The following is a 16,920-nucleotide window of genomic DNA, read 5'->3' on the forward strand; positions in this document are numbered from 1 at the left end:
GCACTTGCTATACAGGACCTTACAGGAATTTATGAGAATTAACGAAACCGTTATAGTTTAAAATATGATACAAAAAGTTTAATTTTGATACCAAAACGAAAATGCTAATCGAAATCGATATAGCTTGTTTAGGTTAGTTTCTAAACTTTTTTGGAGTAGTTCCATATTTATTCTTAAAGGAGGTAGAAAAATAGCCGGGAGAAGCATAACCAACTTCATAGGCAATTTCAGAGATATTTAAATTAGTTTCCTGTAGAAGACTCTTAGCTTTACTTAATCTTTGTGAATTTATATAATCGCTTATGCTAATTCCCATTATCGCTTTTACCTTTCGATAAAGTTGCACCCGGGAAATTCCCATTTGCTGGGCCAAATCTTCTACATTAAAATTAGCGTGCTTTAAATTCTTTTCAACAATTTGATTCAGATCTTTAAGAAAAGTTTGTTCAGAATCTTCAAATTTATTGTCTTTTACCTGATCTATCTTGTTGGTATAATAATACCGCAATTTTTCTCTGTTAAATAACGCTGCCCGTAATGATTCCTTTAAAATTTCAAAATTAAAGGGTTTGGTGATATAAGAGTCGGCTCCCGCTTTTAAGGCTTTTATACGAGATTCTTCGTCGCTTAATGCTGTAAGAATCAAAGTTGGAATGTGGGAAGTTCGCAAATCTCTCTTAAGTTCCTGACAGATCTCAAAACCGCTTTTTTCCGGAAGGTTGATATCACAAATAATCACATCGGGAATAATTTCAAATGCTTTTTCAATAGCGTCTGTTCCATCAGAAAGTTCTACGCGGTAATCTCCCAGCAATCTTTTCTTCAAGAGATAAGATAGATCTTCATTATCTTCAATAATTAAAATAGTTTCAGCATTTCCATTCAAAGACTGCGAAAGCTCTTCCGGAATAAAAGTACTCTTTAATGCCTTTTCTGACTCTTCTTTTCGAATTTCTGAAGTATCTTCTGAAAATTCATATTCAGAAAGGTGGCGTTTTCCCTTTAATAATTCAATTTTAAATTCCGCACCCTGATGCGATGAAACAGAAATATTCCCTTTATGTAATTCAACAAACTGGCGGGTAATATAAAGGCCGAGACCAGAACTGGGTTTGGTATTATTACCGGCCTGTCTAAATGGATCAAATATTTTTTGAAAATCTTCCTTTGGAATTCCTATCCCAGAATCTTTAAAGCGTACCTCAACTTTATCTTCGGCTGTTTCTTCTATCTTAATACTAATCTGTCCATTTTTAGGAGTGAATTTAAAAGCGTTGGAAAGCATATTAAAAAACACCTTGTCCATCATATCTCTATCCATATAAATCATGATATCCTTATTGTCGGTCTCCAGATGAAGATCAATAGACTTTCTTACCGCTTCTGTTTCAAAATCTTCATATATATTACTTATAAACTCGTATAAATTTGTTTTTAGTGGCTTAAGCCTAAAGCTCCCGCTTTCTAGTTTTCTAAAATCAAGAAGTTCATTGATAAGCCTCAGCAACCTACCCGAATTTTTGCTTATAAGGTTAGTTTCATAAGCAAAATCTTTAAGCTGTTTATAAGGATTTTGTGATATACTTTCTATCGCGCTGGTAATTAATGTTAGCGGAGTTTTAAATTCGTGGGAAAGGGCCGTAAAGAAATTGATCTTTACTTCATTTGAGACCTTTAACTGCTCCGCAAATTTTTCAATTTGATTGCGTTGGGTAATTATTTTCTCATTGTTTAGTTCCAACCTGCGTTTTCGCTTCCTTAATTTAAATACCAGATAAACTGCCCAAAACCCAAGCAATAAGAGTAAAACAATTAGGCCAACCATAATTTTTAAAAGGTTAGACTGTGAGTTATAAGTAGCTACCTGTTCTTTGATTATGCTTTGTTGCTGTTCGATATCATTTTGCTGCTGGTTCATTTTATTGAACTGATTCTGCATGATTTCCACATTCACCTTATCTATAATTACAGTACCCAGAATATTATTTTTGTCAATCTGGTCTCCCTCAAGTAGTTTAACAGCAAGCTTAATGGCTTCAGCACCACCAGTGGGGTAAAGCACGGTAGCTGCGAGCACATCTTCTTTTACGAGTTGTATTCCTCCGCTAGGGCCAAAAAGCCCGTCTACTCCAATTATTTGGATGCTATCTTCAAGATTTTTGCTACGTGCCACTTCCCAGGCACCCATTGCCATACGGTCGTTATGCGCAAAAATATAATCTATACTTCCCACTGAATCTAAAATAGATTTCAAATTATCACCTACTGAAGTTTTTTCCCAATCCCCTGCAATGGACGCCACAATATCCACGTTTTCCTGATGGGCTATGACCTCATTAAATCCCTGGCTACGTTCAAAAGCCGGGGAAGAAGTTTGAAGTCCGGTTATTTCAATCAGCTCTAACTTTTGATTAGGCTTTGAATTGGAAACAATATAATTTGCTGCATTTTTACCTATTTCAACATTATTTGCTCCCACATATGCGGTATAGTTGCTTCCTTCAATTTTACGGTCTATCACTATGGTTGGAATCCCGGCATTCATGGCTTTTTCTATAACCGGGGTAATTGGAACCGATTGAATGGGGGAGACGATTAAAACATCTACTTCATTAGAAATAAACTCTTCTATTTGCTTAATTTGTCTTGAGACATCGTTTTGAGCGTCTTTAATTTGAAGTTTATAACCGGGGTGCATGGAAGCTTCTACCTCCATCGCTCTGTTCATTTCTTTCCGCCAATTATCGGTAGTCATTGCCTGTACAAAACCAATCTGGAATTCATCCTGCTCTGGTTCGTTAGTACAGGAACCAAAAAACAAGAAGCCGGCAATAACCAACACCAAACCTAAAAACCTCATAAACAGAATATTGAATGTAAAAATTCCTCTAAAAAACCCGGGAAATTAATTAATGAAAGATAGAAAATGAATTTGGATAAATAAAAACCGCTTTTAAGACTTGTAGATTTCATTCAATTTTAAATGAACGTAAATTTTACATTTATTATCTTTGAATTCTAAAAAGCAATTGCAATTGAAACCAGTAGAGAATAAACACCCTATTCCAGAAGATTTTAGGAATTTTAAAACCGAAGTAAAAGTCGCCTCCCCTGGGAGAATTAATTTAATTGGCGAACATACCGATTATAACCAGGGCTTTGTTATGCCCTCGGCCATAGACAAGAAAATCTATTTTAAATTCAGGAAAAATAATAATGATAATTTATGCCGAATTTATAGTGAAACCTTTGAAACCTATGTAGAATTTAACCTTGATAAAATTTTAAAAAGTAAAAATTCCTGGGAGAATTATTTGCTTGGTGTGATTGATGAAATTCAGAAACTGGGAAAAACACTTAAAGGTTTTGACTGTATTTTAAAGAGCGAATTACCCATTGGTGCAGGGATTAGCTCTTCTGCAGCGTTAGAATGTGGTTTTGCAGGCGGTTTAAATTCATTATTCAGTTTAAACCTGCCGCAAATGGAAATTGTAAAACTTTCTCAACGGGCAGAAAATAATTTTGTGGGCAGTAACTGCGGAATTATGGACCAATTTGCTTCAGTAATGAGCAAAAAGAATCATTTTATAAAACTGGATTGCGAATCTTTGGAAGCAGAATTTATTCCGGCAGAAATTCAGAATTGTAAATTGCTACTTTTAAATACCAATGTTTCCCATAACCTGGCCGATAGCGAATACAATTCCCGCCGGCAGCAATGTGAAAATGCAGTGCAAATTATTCAGCAAAAATATCAGGAAGTACAAGCTTTAAGGCACGTAAGTTTTGAAATGCTGGAAGAATTTAAAGAAAAAATTGATCCTGTAAGTTTAAAACGCTGCCGTTACGTACTGGAAGAAAATGCACGTGTTAAGCAAACCGAGAAAGCTTTAAGTAGCGGTAACTTAAAAGAGTTGGGGAAATTAATGTATGCGTCCCACCGCGGTTTGCAACATCAATATGAAGTAAGCTGCCCCGAGCTGGATTTCCTGGTTGATTTTTCTGAAGATAAAAGTTTTATTTACGGCTCACGAATGATGGGCGGTGGTTTTGGCGGGTGTACCATAAATTTAATTGAAAGTGATAAAATTGATGAATATATCACCGAAGTAACAAAAGCTTACCAGGAGAAATTTAATATTACTCCAACGCCAATAACGGTGGTACCTGATGAAGGGACCCAAATTACGAAAGTTTAAAATAGCAAATAATGAACACAGAACTAAACAAGCACCCGCATAGAAGATATAATATTTTAACCGGGGAATGGATTTTGGTTTCACCCCACCGAACCAAGCGCCCCTGGCAGGGAAAAACCGAAAAAAATAACCAGGAAAAACGGGAAAGTTACGATGCATCCTGCTATTTATGTCCTGGAAATTCAAGAATGGGTGGGGAAACCAATCCCGATTATAAAGGTGTTCATTCTTTTGAAAATGACTTTCCCGCCCTTCTCCCCAGCGGCCCCACTGATGATTTTGAAAACGGACTTTTAAAAGCAGAAAGTGAAACCGGAATTTGCAAAGTGGTATGTTTTTCTCCAGATCACTCCCTCACTCTCCCTTTAATGGAGGTAGAAGATATCACAAAAGTGGTGGGCCTATGGAAGAAAGAATTTGAAGAACTGGGTAGCAAAGAGAATATAAATTATGTTCAAATCTTTGAAAATAAAGGCGCCATGATGGGTTGCAGCAATCCGCATCCTCACGGCCAAATTTGGTCTCAAAGATATATTCCCACAGAAATTTTAAAGAAATCGAAACATTTTAAAGATTACTGGAATAAAAATAAGAGCAGTTTATTGGGCGATTATTTAAAGCAAGAACTGGAATTAAATGAGCGTATTTTAGCCAAAAACGAACATTTTGTAGCGCTTATTCCATACTGGGCTGTTTGGCCGTACGAAGCGATGATTATTCCAACAAAACAACATCAACATATTGGGCAGTTAAATGCTGAAGAAGAAAAAGCTTTTGCTGAAATTATTAAAAAACTCACTATAAAATACGATAACCTTTTTGAGACTTCTTTCCCCTATTCTTCAGGAATTCATCAGGCTCCAACTGATGGTAAAGAGTATCCGGAATGGCATTTTCATATGAGTTTTTATCCTCCACTATTAAGATCGGCTACGGTTAAGAAATTTATGGTAGGTTACGAAATGTTTGCCGGTCCACAAAGAGATATTACCGCAGAACAGGCAGCTCATAATCTACAGGAACTCCCTGATGTTCATTATTTAGAGCGGTAGACAATTATGGGTTTGATTTTCATTTATTGACAAACAATTTATTCTTGTTTTCCTGAATTACCGGTGAATTTAAGCTATAAAAAAAGCTCCTCAATTGAGGAGCTTTTTAACGTTGCGTCTCGCTATTTTCGAAAACTATCAGCATTTTATAAGACTTTCCAGAAAACCGATTTTCGCTTTTTCTGAAATCGGCAGCTTAATAGTTTAATTATTCATTATAACTGCTCTCCTTTTGTTAGTCCAGGCATAATAAAATATATAAGCATAACAGATCATCACTAAAATTAAGGCAATTTTAAAGCTATAGGAGTCGGTTAAAAATCCATAAGCCGGTGGTATGATCGCGCCCCCAACTATCATTGTACAAAGTACTCCAGATCCCTGGGCTTTATCATCTCCCAGGCCGTCTAAAGCAAGACTAAAAATTGTTGGGAACATAATAGAATTGAATAAGCCTACGGCAATAATTGTCCACATAGCTACAAGTCCTACCGAAAAGGTAGATATAAGTATCATACTTATTGCTCCTACTGCAAATACACTTAAAACCCGCGCCGGGTTAAAAATAGTGGTTAAATAAGAACCAATAAACCTTCCTATCATAGCTCCTGTCCAGTAGAATGTCACAAAAACACCAACTACTGCCATATCACTTGACGCTGAAATACCAGTGCTTAAAATCCAGCTTGCTATGGTGCGCATAAAAGATGTTTCTCTTACAGTTTCAGCCAAATCAAGACTTAAAAAATAATTTACCATATAACTTCCCAATGCAACTTCTGCTCCTACATAACAGAAAAGGCCAATAGCTCCCAGGATTAAGTTTCGATTCTTTAAAACTCCCCGGTAATCATTAGAAGCTTCCTTATCTCCAACTTTGGGTAGATTTACGAAAAAGAAAACAATTGCAATTATTATTATAAAAGCGGCAATTCCAAGGAAAGGTGTTTGCACGGCAGAGGCTTCAGAAATGTAATAGCTGGTTTGCGCAGCTGGATCCAGGGCTTCAATCTCAGCAGTAGTTTTCACTTTATCCTGAAGAATGAATAAAGCTCCCAAAGCCGGTGCAATTGCTGTACCCAGGGAATTAAAAGCCTGTGATAGGTTAAGTCGGCTCGAAGCTGTTTTTTCAGGACCTAAAATAGTAACATAAGGATTTGCCGCTACCTGCAATATGGTAATCCCGGCTGCGAGGGTAAAATACCCAAACATAAAAATTCCGAAGATACGATAGGAAGCTGCAGGGTAAAAAAGTAAGCAGCCAACAGCCATAGTAACCAAACCTAAAATAATTCCCTTTTTATATCCTATTTTTGATAAAATATATCCTGCAGGTATAGAAAGTAAAAAATATGCCCCAAAGAATGCAAATTGTACCATCCCTGCCTGGAAATAAGAAAGTGTAAAAACTTCTCTTAATCTTGGTATAAGTGAATCTACCAGCACGGTAATAAAACCCCATAGAAAAAAGAGGATAGTAACAAATATAAAAGCTGTACGATAAGATTTCTTTTGATTCATGTTCTACTTATTTTCTCTGTAAATTTCTTTATTTGGCTCGCTACTCATATAAAATTTTAATTCGCCTCCGTCCATAATATCTGTATGGTCTATAAAAGGCTCTTTTAGGACTTCTCCATTAAGTTCTACCTTTGAAACAAATACATTTTCTGCAGACTGGTTATTGGCAATAACGGTAAAAGTATTCCCATTATCCAGATTTATTGTTGCTTTATTAATAGCCGGACTCCCTAACGCATATTCTGTAGAACCGGGCGCCACTGGATAAAAACCAAAACTACTGAAAATATACCAGGCGCTCATTTGGCCAAAATCATCATTTCCACCTAAACCATCTGCACCGGTTTGGTATTGGTCTTTGAGAACCATTCTTATTTTATCCTGAGATTTCCAGGGAGTATCGGTCCAATTGTATAAATAAGCAACATGGTGCGATGGCTCGTTTCCATGTACATAATTTCCTATAATTCCTTCACGCGAAATATCTTCTGTGTTTTCAAAATATTTATCGGGTAATTCCATTGAAAACAAAGAATCTAAATGTTGGGAGAATTGCTGCTTTCCGCCCATCATCTCAATCATTTCGGCGGGCTGATGTGGCACATAGAGACTATAATTCCATGCATTTCCTTCAATAAATCCCTGCCCGTGAGTATCTAAAGCATCAAATTCCTTTTTAAATTCACCATTATCCAATTTTGGACGCATAAAGCCAGATGCTGAATCATAAACATTTTTATAATTTTCAGATCTTTTGCTGAATTCTTCAAAAACTTCCTGGTTGCCTAATTTTTTAGCGGCTTGAGCAATGGCCCAATCATCATAAGCATATTCCAGGGTTTTAGATACTGAAGCACCATTTTTATCTTCAGGAACATATCCTTTTTCCATATAGTACTCCAGGCCATCGTAATACCCAGTTTTTGCAGTTTGTACCATTGCCTCTAAAGCGCGTTCTTCATCAAAACCAGTATTGCCTTTAACTATCGCATCAGAGATTACCGAAGCGCTGTGATAACCAATCATACACCAGTTCTCATTGGCATAGTGTGACCAAACCGGCAGCATTTTATGAACACTTTGGTCATAATGTGCCAGCATTGCTTCTACCATATCGCTATTACGCTCGGGTTGTAAAATATTAAACAACGGATGTAAAGCCCGATACGTATCCCAAAGTGAAAAACTGGTATAATTGACAAAATCTTCTGCCTGGTGAATATTCATATCTATCCCTCGGTATTTTCCATCCACATCCATATATTCGGTTGGGCCTAAAAATGAGTGGTACATAGCGGTGTAAAAGTTGGTCATTTCAGCATCATTTTCAGCATCTACCACTACTTTATTTAATTCTTTATTCCACTGCTCGCGAGCATCATTTTTAACTTTATCAAAATCCCAATGTGGAATTTCGGCTTTCATATTATTAAGCGCTCCTTCTGAACTTACCGGGGAAATTGCCAGTTTAATTTGAAGTTTTTCTTCGGCTTCCATATCAAAATCAAAATACATTCTGATTTTTTCTCCTGCTATTTCCGGGAAATTCTCATCCTGGTCAAACTTCCTCCAGAAACCATTGTAAGGTTGTTTATCGTAGCGTGCCCGCCCGTAATTTTTTATTGGCTTATCAAAGCTCATTGCAAAGAACACTTTACGTGTTCTAGCCCAGCCATTGGTTTGTCTAAATCCTGTTATTAAAGTATCGTTTTCTACCCTTACAAAGGTCCATACATTTTTATCGTCGTAATTATAAATACCAGACATTAAATCCAGGATAACGTGGGCTTCTTCTTTATCTGCAAAAGTATACCGGTGCATTCCTACACGAGTTGAAGCAGTCATTTCAGCTTCAATATTATAATCTTCTAATAAAACTTTATAATATCCAGCTTCGGCTGTTTCTTTTTCGTGGGAAAAACGAGAACGATAACCGCTATCGGGATTGGTTTCTGTTCCAGGATTCAATTTTAATTCTCCCGTGGTGGGCATTATTAAGAAATCACCCAAATCGGAATGGCCGGTACCGCTAAAATGGGTATGACTGAAACCAACAATCGTAGAATCGTCATACTGGTAACCCGCGCAATATTTATAAACATCGGGGTTGTATTTACCATCTACCGCGTAAGGAATGGTATCGGTATCTGGACTTAATTGCACGCTTCCAAAAGGTACCGTAGCGCCGGGATAAGTATGCCCCATTTTGGCGGTACCAATCATTGGATCTACAAATTGAGCGAGATCTTTTAGATCTTCTTTAGAAGATGAATTATTCGCTTTAGTGGTTTTCTCTTCTTTCCCGCAGGAAAAAAACAACAGGAACATTAAAAATGCTCCTGTTGAAGTAATAAAATTATTGTTGAATTTCATTCTTTTTTAATTTATGTAGATTGAAAGCCTCCCCTCACATATTATAGTTCATTAGTCAAAGAATACGGGAAATCTGATTTTTTAGTCCCTCGATTCTTATTAGGGGAATCACCCATTTCTATATCGATTACCGCGCCTTTCATAAGTTCCTTATGACTTAAATAATTCTTTGTGTAATTTTTGCCGTTTAATTCCATTTTCTGAATATACTTGTTGGAATCACTATTTTGAGGAGCATTAATAATAAGCTCTTTTCCATTTTCAAGTTCTACAGTTACTTTTTTGAAAAGCGGAGCACCCATCACGTATTCATCTGTAGCCGGGGCGACAGGATAGAAGCCCATTGCAGAAAAAACATACCAGGCAGAAGTTTGTCCATTATCTTCATCGCCACAATAACCATCTGGTGTAGGTTGGTACATTCTATCCATTGTTTCTCTTACCCAATATTGAGCTTTCCACGGTTCCCCTGCGTAATTATACAAGTAAATCATATGCTGAATTGGCTGATTACCGTGTGCATATTGCCCCATATCGGCAACTTGCATTTCCCGGATCTCGTGGATAACCCCACCGTAATAACTTTCATCAAAAACCGGTGGCATTTCAAATACTTTATCTAATTGATCTACAAATTCTTTTTTACCTCCCATTAAATCAATCAATCCCTGCGGATCGTGAAATACCGACCAGGAGTAATGCCAGCTGTTTCCTTCGGTAAATGCATCTCCCCATTTAAAAGGATTAAAATCTTCTACAAACTCACCGTTCTCTTTCTTACCACGCATTAGCTTGGTTTCCGGATCATACAGTTTTTTGTAATTAAGACTTCGTTCTTTATAAAGCTCAATTTCTTCTTTAGGGCGATTCAGTTTTTTTGCCAGTTGATATATAGCAAAATCGTCATACGCATATTCTAAAGTTCTGGCGGCATTTTCATTAATACCAACATCATAAGGAACATAACCCAGATCTTTATAATATTCAGCGCCGGCACGGCCTACGGCAGTCATTGGCCCTTCATTATTGGCTCCGTTTAGAAGTGCTTCATATAACAAATCAATATCATAATCAAACTTCCCATCGGTTTTTAAATAAGCATCTGCAACCACTGAGGCCGAGTTATTTCCTACCATAATATTCCTAAGACCAGGGCTCGCCCATTCTGGCAACCAACCGCTTTCTTTGTAAGCATTAGCAAGACCTTTTTGGATATTAGCATTTAGTTCAGGGTACATTAAGTTTAAGAATGGAAATAAGGAGCGAAAGGTATCCCAAAAACCGGTATCGGTAAACATATAACCGGGTAAAACTTCCCCGTTATACGGGCTATAATGCACTACTTCGCCTTCAGCATTATATTCATAAAATTTTCGTGGAAAAAGCAAGGAACGGTACAAAGCAGAATAGAATGTTGCTACTTCATCTGGAGTTCCACCTTCCACTTTAATTCTGGAAAGTTCCTTATTCCATTCTTTGCGACCTTTTTCTTTTACGGTTTCAAAATCGTCATTTCCTATTTCCTTCAGGTTTAATTCAGCCTGATCATAACTTATAAACGATGAAGCTACCTTTGCATTAATAACTTCCCCTTTTTCAGTTTTAAAACTGATTACACTTCCAACGTGTTCAGCCTCAACTTCCAGATCTTCTGAAATTTCTTCACCACTAAAAGTATGCGAAGCGGTAAATTCTTTATCGAATTCTATAATGAAATAGTTCCTGAAATTATCTGGTACTCCACCGCTATTTTTAGTAGTATACCCAATTATTTTATTTTCTTCAGGAATAACCTTTACATAAGAACCCATATCCAATGCATCTATAACTACATGCGAACTATCAGATTCCGGAAAAGTGAAGCGGAAACGGGCAGCTCTTGATGTTGGGGTGATTTCGGTAGTTACATCATGATCGGCAAGATATACGCTATAATAGTGCGGATTTACTTTTTCAGATTTATGTGAAAACCAACTGGCCCGGGCATCTTCATTAAAACGAATTTTTCCGGTTATGGGCATAATTGCAAACTGCCCATAATCATTCATCCATGGTGAGGGTTGATGCGTTTGTTTAAATCCACGCATTTTATCGGCAGTATACTGGTAGGCCCAACCATGACCCATTTTACCGGTTTGTGGAGTCCAAAAATTCATTCCCCAGGGACGCGCAATGGCGGGGTACACATTACCATTTGACATGCTTGGCTTAGAATCTGTTCCCATTAACGGTTTTACCCAATCTACTGTAGCTGCCCAACAATTAATTTCAAAGGAAGCAATAAGAAAAGTTTTGAAATTATTATTTTAAAAAAATACCAACAATAAAGCTAGAATTTTTAAAAATAAAGAAACAACTATAGAGAGCATATTTAAATTAGAATTTAAACCTCCAGGTTTATGATAATAGTAATTATCTTTTTGTGATTCTCACATTTGATGGCACAATAATAATATGATCGTTAAAACTAAAAAAGGGTGTTTTCCCCCTTCTTTAATCGGCAGAAATAATTTCTATTTTTAATTCCAATAGGTTTAATATCACCTTTCCATTTCATATTAAATCGCCTAAACTTTTATTTAATCATACTCATATAAAGTAAATCTTTGTATAGAAACATCATCAATAAAAGAACGAATATGCCTTCCCTGATGAGTTTGATCGCCATTCAAATGCTGAAAAACTTTCCATTTTTCTTCTTCAAAATAGCCGCGATCTGTTTTTAAAATTCCTACCCTGGAATTTGGCTTTTTCAGGTTTTTCATTTTTAAAGAAACCCCATATCCTGCATAGAAAAATTCATTATCGGCTGTTTGAACAATAATCGCCCCAGCTGGTTCCCAAACATCCTCATTAGAGTTGGGCTCCCAACCAAGGTTAAAGGTATGTTCTGCAGTGAATTCATAGTCTCCCAGGGTAAATATCATTTCATTTACATCCTTATTCAGCAAAACTCCTTCTATTCGATTTTGTCCTCTATTGGCTTCTAAAATCGGTTTTATTTGGTGAATTATTTCATACACCTGCGCTAATTTCTGCTCTTTTGGCGTGAAGGGTTCGCTGGGTATTTGCTCTACGGAAAATGGAGCAAATCCCAGGGCCTCGTAGTGCCCAATGGCGAACAAAGCTTTTGCCGCTACGGTGTTATCAAAAGTATGTTCGGGTATGAATAACGGATTCCCCTGTCTTATATACAAATCGTTCCAATGTTTAAACCTCGGGTTATAAAAATCGGGAGCGTAAAAATCGATATTAGGAGAGCCTGCTTTCCAGATATCAAGTAGATGGGGAAGCGGCCCTCCACTGGGATAATCTCCCGGTTTTACATTTGGCCGGTTTAGTGCTGCATTAACATATGCGGGTAACGGGTATTCCTCTTTTCCTGCTTTTGTAACCTCATTGGCATAATGCGAAAAATAATAAGCCATAAAAATTTCATCTGTATGAAGGCCTTTTCCAAAAACTTCTTCCCAGCTACCTTGTTCCCTGGCTCCATTATTCTTCCAAATTTCAGAAAATTCAGGTTTTAAAATATCTTCATTATTGATTATATAATCCAATAGCTCCCTGGGAACTTCTTCTTTAAATTTTTGATTTGCCAGGGGATTATAGTCTCTGGCAGAGGGCAACATTCCAATTTCATTTTCAGGCTGCATAAGTATAACTGTATGATGCGAGCCGTCTATTTTTTTAATATACTTAAGAAGATGCTGGTATGCATTCAAATCTGCTTTTATATTGTTTTCTGAAAAAGCTGTGAGAATCTCCTGGCTTTTCCCTTCTTTACTCACTGCCCTGGGGAATCGCTTTTGATTTAACTTCACCCAGGAAGGTACGTGACTGGACATACTATTCTTCCAGGAACCAAACCAGAGTACAACAAGTTTAAGGTCATATTTACGAGCTTCCAGAATTAAATCTTCTATAAGTTTATAATCAAATTTTCCTTCTTCTGGTTCAAATAGTTCCCAGTAAATAGGAAGTAGCACCGTGTTAAGGTTTAATTTTTTAAGCCGGGGCCAAACTGGTTTCATGGATTCCATAGTACTCGCTGTAGAATTTCCAAGCTCACCTGCAAGCATAAGATAAGGCTTACCATCAACCACCAACTGATATTTATTTCCTACTTGTTGTAAATGAGGAATTTCTTCCTGAGCAAACAAATCTGAAGAAAGAAAAAATAAAGAAAACAGGGTAAGGCATAAAATTCTTTTCATAGGATAGGTAATTGAATAGTTTTGTGAAAACCTTTTATAGTCAATTGTACTAAACTAAGATTTATTTTACATTCCCGAATTGTGACCTTCAGTATCTTTAAAAATTAATGTAAGAGACCTCGGTGTTATTGCACAAAGAAAAAGCCCCGGAATCCCAGAGCTTTTGCTTTTGCCTTATTTTCAACATGGTTTAATTATTCACGATAAGGACTTAATCAATCAAACTGTAAATTTGACTCGGGCTCAATTTCTGAAATCGACTTCCCTCCTCCTATTCGATAGGAGATCCCGAGATTTATAAGATAATCGGCAAATGCGGCATCGCCATTCCTGGGCTCACCGGTTGCGATTTGAGTTTCAAGATCGGTAACACTTTGTGGGCGGTTTCTACGTATTGCCACAGGCACATTTAAGTTTATTGAAAAGTTATTTTTCATATAAGAAATTCCGGGATCTATAGAAAGCACGTTTCCTGGCCTTCTAAACCCGCCGTTTCCGCCAAGCACATCTTCTACAGGAACACCTTCTAATCGGGCACCAAGAGATGCAGAAAAATTTTGTGATAAGCTATAACCTAAACCTGTTCGCAACGCAAACTGATCTGGCACCGACATTATGGATTCATTTTCCAAAATAGGACTTAAGGTTTCCCTAAAAGTTCTAATTCCATTAGTTTCTTTGGGATTAAAGAGATAAAACCCGCCTCCATAAACAAACAAATTTGTGTTTATTGCCTGGTAAAATTGAAAATCAGCGGTAAATCCAAAACCGCCATCTCCCGGCTGAATGGATTGATCTACAGGTCTCACTTGCGGCGAACCTTCAGGACCCACGTTATAAAAAACATCAGTCGCATTATAATTTCCGGTAGGCAATTTTAAGCCTAGACCTAGGGCTAAATTTCCATTTACATGGTCCACGGGGTCAAAAAGCCAATATCCAACACCTAATCTAATATCGGCAAGTCCCCGCGAAAATGTTTTATGTCTTTCTTCACGCCCGTGCTCATACAAAGAAGAACGTTCGTTAAGCACAGTGGGAATAGTAATTCCGGCATATAATCTATCTGTTAAACCATAATTAAGACTAAAATCCCAGGAATGAGAATAGTTTATTACTTCGGTGTTATTTGAAACTCGATCCGGTTCCTCTTCTGTACCCTTAAAATGTCTAAAAGATTTAAAGTACCGGTAATTCATCCCCACCTGAAAATCCCCTTTCCCCAGCAAGTTACTTTCCAGTTCATTCCCCATACTACAGGAAAAGTGTCTAATAGCAACACAGCCTTGTGCGTTTATTGTTTGTTGGAAAAATAAACCGAATAATAATGCACTAAAAAGGCTACAATTTAACTTCATACAGATAGTTTATATTATTGATAAGAACCAAAGTAGATTTAATTAGTACAGGTTTTGGATAATGAAAAATCAAATAGATTAATGAAAGGTTAATTGAATTAATAAAAGACTAATTGCGAACTTGAAAGCTAAATTTTAGTAATATAGTTCTCGATTTGAAACGGAGAAAAATTTATATCGCAGTATTTATCATTTCGGTGGTAGGATTATTCGTGGTACAATATCAATACTTAAGAATTGGACTCAACCTCGCTGAAGTTCAATTTGAGCAGAAAATTGAACACGCCGGAAACAATCTAAAAAAGGATCTTGCAGCGGAAAATCAGCTTAGCTTCTTAATTGCACAGTCGCTTACCGGTCAAAACTACTTTAGTCTAAGTCGCGACAGTTTACAGGATGCTTCCCGCCATTTTTTAAATGATTTTGTAAAAGATAGGTTAGCCGCTAATAAAATTGACACCGATTTCTCTTACCATCTTTACACTGAAGATGATAGTATAACGCTAATATCGCCAACAACTTTCAGCAGCAAAGATTCTATTATAAAATACCCGATTAAATTAGAAGGTTATCTTCCTCTAATGCTGGAAAAGGAAGTTACCCTTGAACTTCAGTTTAAAAACCTCAACTCCTATTTTTTATCGCAATTACAAGGCTTGCTAATCCCTGGCTTACTTTTCCTTGCTATTATTATTTTTGTGGTGATTTGGATGTTGCGATTGTTTTATTGGCAAAGAAACCTCATTACCATTACCAACGATTTTATTAACAACCTCACTCACGAACTTAAAACCCCGGTCTTTTCAATTGGGGTCGCCACAAAAATCCTGGAAGAGGATATTGAAGAAAGTAAAAAGCCCATAGTTTTACAAATTAGAAAACAGGTAGCTCGCTTAAATAAACATATTGAACAGGTATTGGACCTAGCCAGCCTAGAGAACAGGAAAAAGTATATTCAAATCGAAGAAAAAGACTTGCGACCGGAACTTCTGCAGTGGTGTGAAGATTTTAAATTGCTTTCGCAACTGGAAAATTTTAAATTCAACTTCCATTTGGAACCAGGACCATACAATATGAAAGTTGCTCTGTCCCATTTTGAAAATGCCATAAATAATTTGCTGGATAATGCTAAAAAGTACGCTGAAGATCCTGTTATTAGTTTAAAAGCTTTTTCAAAGAAAAATGATTTATATATAGTGATAAGTGATAATGGGAGCGGTATTTCAGATAAAGAAAAACGCCGTATTTTTAAAAAATTCTACCGGGTTCCCGAAGGTGATTTACATAGCGTAAAAGGCTACGGCCTGGGATTAAATTATGTTCAGGAAGTTATAAAAAGACATAAAGGGCAAATTAAATTAGAAAGCAAACTACAAGTTGGAACACAAATCACAGTAATCATACCCTTAATTAATGCTGAAGAAAAAGAATAAAATATTACTGGTAGAGGACGATGAGTCTTTAGGATATCTACTTTCTGAATATTTAAAAATTAAGGAATTTGATGTTCGTTGGGCGCCAACAGGAAAGAAAGCTTTAGATCTTGTTGAAGCTCACTCTTACGAATTGGTTATTCTGGATGTTATGCTCCCTGACATTGATGGATTTACACTTGCTCAAAAAATAACGACAAATTATCCAAACCTGCCTTTTATTTTTCTTACCGCCAGATCATTAAAAATAGATGTTTTAAAGGGTTTTTCTATTGGTGCCGTAGATTATTTAAAAAAACCAATAGATGAAGAAGAACTGGTAGCCAGAATCCAGGTGCTTTTATCACGACTTCAACCAACTCAAACAAAACCTGAAACCCAGGGAGATTTACATGCTATTGGAAAATATACTTTTAATTTTAAAAGTCAGCAATTAATTTTTGAAGATGAAGTGATTCATTTAACAGGAAGAGAAAATGAATTATTAGGTTACCTGGTGCAAAATAAAAATGAACTCTGCAGCCATAAAGACATTTTAGTACTTTTATGGGGTAAAAACGATTATTTTAACCGAAAAAGTTTAAACGTTTTTATTTCTCATCTTCGAAAGTATTTAAGTCGGGATCCAAATATTAAAATTGAAAACCTGCATAAAAAAGGATTTGTTTTAAAAATAAATTGAGATAATCCTTTTCCAACGTACGAGACCGGTTAAAATAAAAAGATTTCAGATATAATTATTAGTCACTATAGTGAACTATAGCAAT

At 36.5% G+C, this 16,920-nt stretch carries 9 protein-coding genes and 1 pseudogene; 4 read left to right on the top strand and 6 right to left on the bottom strand.

The window, feature by feature from the left end:
• Nucleotides 1-133 precede the first annotated feature (133 nt).
• Nucleotides 134-2,860, bottom strand: a complete 2,727-nt coding sequence (locus J0871_RS01910) for a substrate-binding domain-containing protein (RefSeq protein WP_208222988.1) — start codon at nucleotides 2,858-2,860, stop codon at nucleotides 134-136.
• A gap of 175 nt (nucleotides 2,861-3,035) precedes the next feature.
• Between J0871_RS01910 and J0871_RS01915 the strand changes: the two genes are divergently transcribed.
• Complete coding sequence (locus J0871_RS01915) at nucleotides 3,036-4,199, top strand: galactokinase (RefSeq protein WP_243870364.1); 1,164 nt, start codon at nucleotides 3,036-3,038, stop codon at nucleotides 4,197-4,199.
• Between the two features lie 11 nt (nucleotides 4,200-4,210).
• Nucleotides 4,211-5,251, top strand: a complete 1,041-nt coding sequence (locus J0871_RS01920; RefSeq protein ID WP_208222990.1) for a UDP-glucose--hexose-1-phosphate uridylyltransferase — start codon at nucleotides 4,211-4,213, stop codon at nucleotides 5,249-5,251.
• A 204-nt stretch (nucleotides 5,252-5,455) separates the two neighbouring features.
• On the opposite strand, the gene J0871_RS01925 is transcribed toward J0871_RS01920, so the two are convergent.
• The 5 genes and pseudogenes from J0871_RS01925 to J0871_RS01945 all read right to left on the bottom strand — a co-directional run bounded on the left by J0871_RS01925 (nucleotide 5,456) and on the right by J0871_RS01945 (nucleotide 14,720).
• Entirely contained in the window at nucleotides 5,456-6,772 is a 1,317-nt protein-coding gene (locus tag J0871_RS01925) for a sugar MFS transporter (RefSeq protein WP_208222992.1), read from the bottom strand.
• Nucleotides 6,773-6,775: 3 nt separating this feature from the next.
• Entirely contained in the window at nucleotides 6,776-9,145 is a 2,370-nt protein-coding gene (locus tag J0871_RS01930; protein WP_262897376.1) for a GH92 family glycosyl hydrolase, read from the bottom strand.
• Between the two features lie 41 nt (nucleotides 9,146-9,186).
• Nucleotides 9,187-11,391 (bottom strand): annotated as a pseudogene (locus J0871_RS01935) (GH92 family glycosyl hydrolase); the annotation flags it as partial.
• Between the two features lie 333 nt (nucleotides 11,392-11,724).
• Nucleotides 11,725-13,362 carry a DUF5597 domain-containing protein gene (locus J0871_RS01940; RefSeq protein ID WP_208222996.1) on the bottom strand — a complete coding sequence of 546 codons (1,638 nt, stop codon included), beginning with the start codon at nucleotides 13,360-13,362 and terminating at the stop codon, nucleotides 11,725-11,727.
• Nucleotides 13,363-13,577: 215 nt separating this feature from the next.
• A complete protein-coding gene (locus J0871_RS01945; protein ID WP_208222998.1) occupies nucleotides 13,578-14,720 on the bottom strand; it encodes a hypothetical protein in 1,143 nt (380 codons plus the stop codon).
• Nucleotides 14,721-14,875: 155 nt separating this feature from the next.
• On the opposite strand from J0871_RS01945, the gene J0871_RS01950 reads away from it, so the two are divergent.
• Nucleotides 14,876-16,153 (top strand): HAMP domain-containing sensor histidine kinase, encoded by a 1,278-nt coding sequence (locus tag J0871_RS01950; protein WP_208223000.1) that lies wholly within the window; start codon nucleotides 14,876-14,878, stop codon nucleotides 16,151-16,153.
• Nucleotides 16,134-16,835 carry a response regulator transcription factor gene (locus tag J0871_RS01955; protein ID WP_208223002.1) on the top strand — a complete coding sequence of 234 codons (702 nt, stop codon included), beginning with the start codon at nucleotides 16,134-16,136 and terminating at the stop codon, nucleotides 16,833-16,835. Before J0871_RS01950 ends, J0871_RS01955 begins: the two co-directional genes overlap by 20 nt.
• Nucleotides 16,836-16,920 lie beyond the last annotated feature (85 nt).

The organism is Salegentibacter sp. BDJ18 (assembly GCF_017579965.1).
Taxonomy (GTDB): domain Bacteria; phylum Bacteroidota; class Bacteroidia; order Flavobacteriales; family Flavobacteriaceae; genus Salegentibacter.

Coding starts and splice junctions, on each gene's coding strand:
- J0871_RS01910 (WP_208222988.1), bottom strand. CDS start 2,860: ATGAGGTTTTTAGGTTTGGTGTTGGTTATTGCCGGCTTCTTGTTTTTT.
- J0871_RS01920 (WP_208222990.1), top strand. CDS start 4,211: ATGAACACAGAACTAAACAAGCACCCGCATAGAAGATATAATATTTTA.
- J0871_RS01925 (WP_208222992.1), bottom strand. CDS start 6,772: ATGAATCAAAAGAAATCTTATCGTACAGCTTTTATATTTGTTACTATC.
- J0871_RS01930 (WP_262897376.1), bottom strand. CDS start 9,145: ATGAAATTCAACAATAATTTTATTACTTCAACAGGAGCATTTTTAATG.
- J0871_RS01940 (WP_208222996.1), bottom strand. CDS start 13,362: ATGAAAAGAATTTTATGCCTTACCCTGTTTTCTTTATTTTTTCTTTCT.
- J0871_RS01945 (WP_208222998.1), bottom strand. CDS start 14,720: ATGAAGTTAAATTGTAGCCTTTTTAGTGCATTATTATTCGGTTTATTT.
- J0871_RS01955 (WP_208223002.1), top strand. CDS start 16,134: ATGCTGAAGAAAAAGAATAAAATATTACTGGTAGAGGACGATGAGTCT.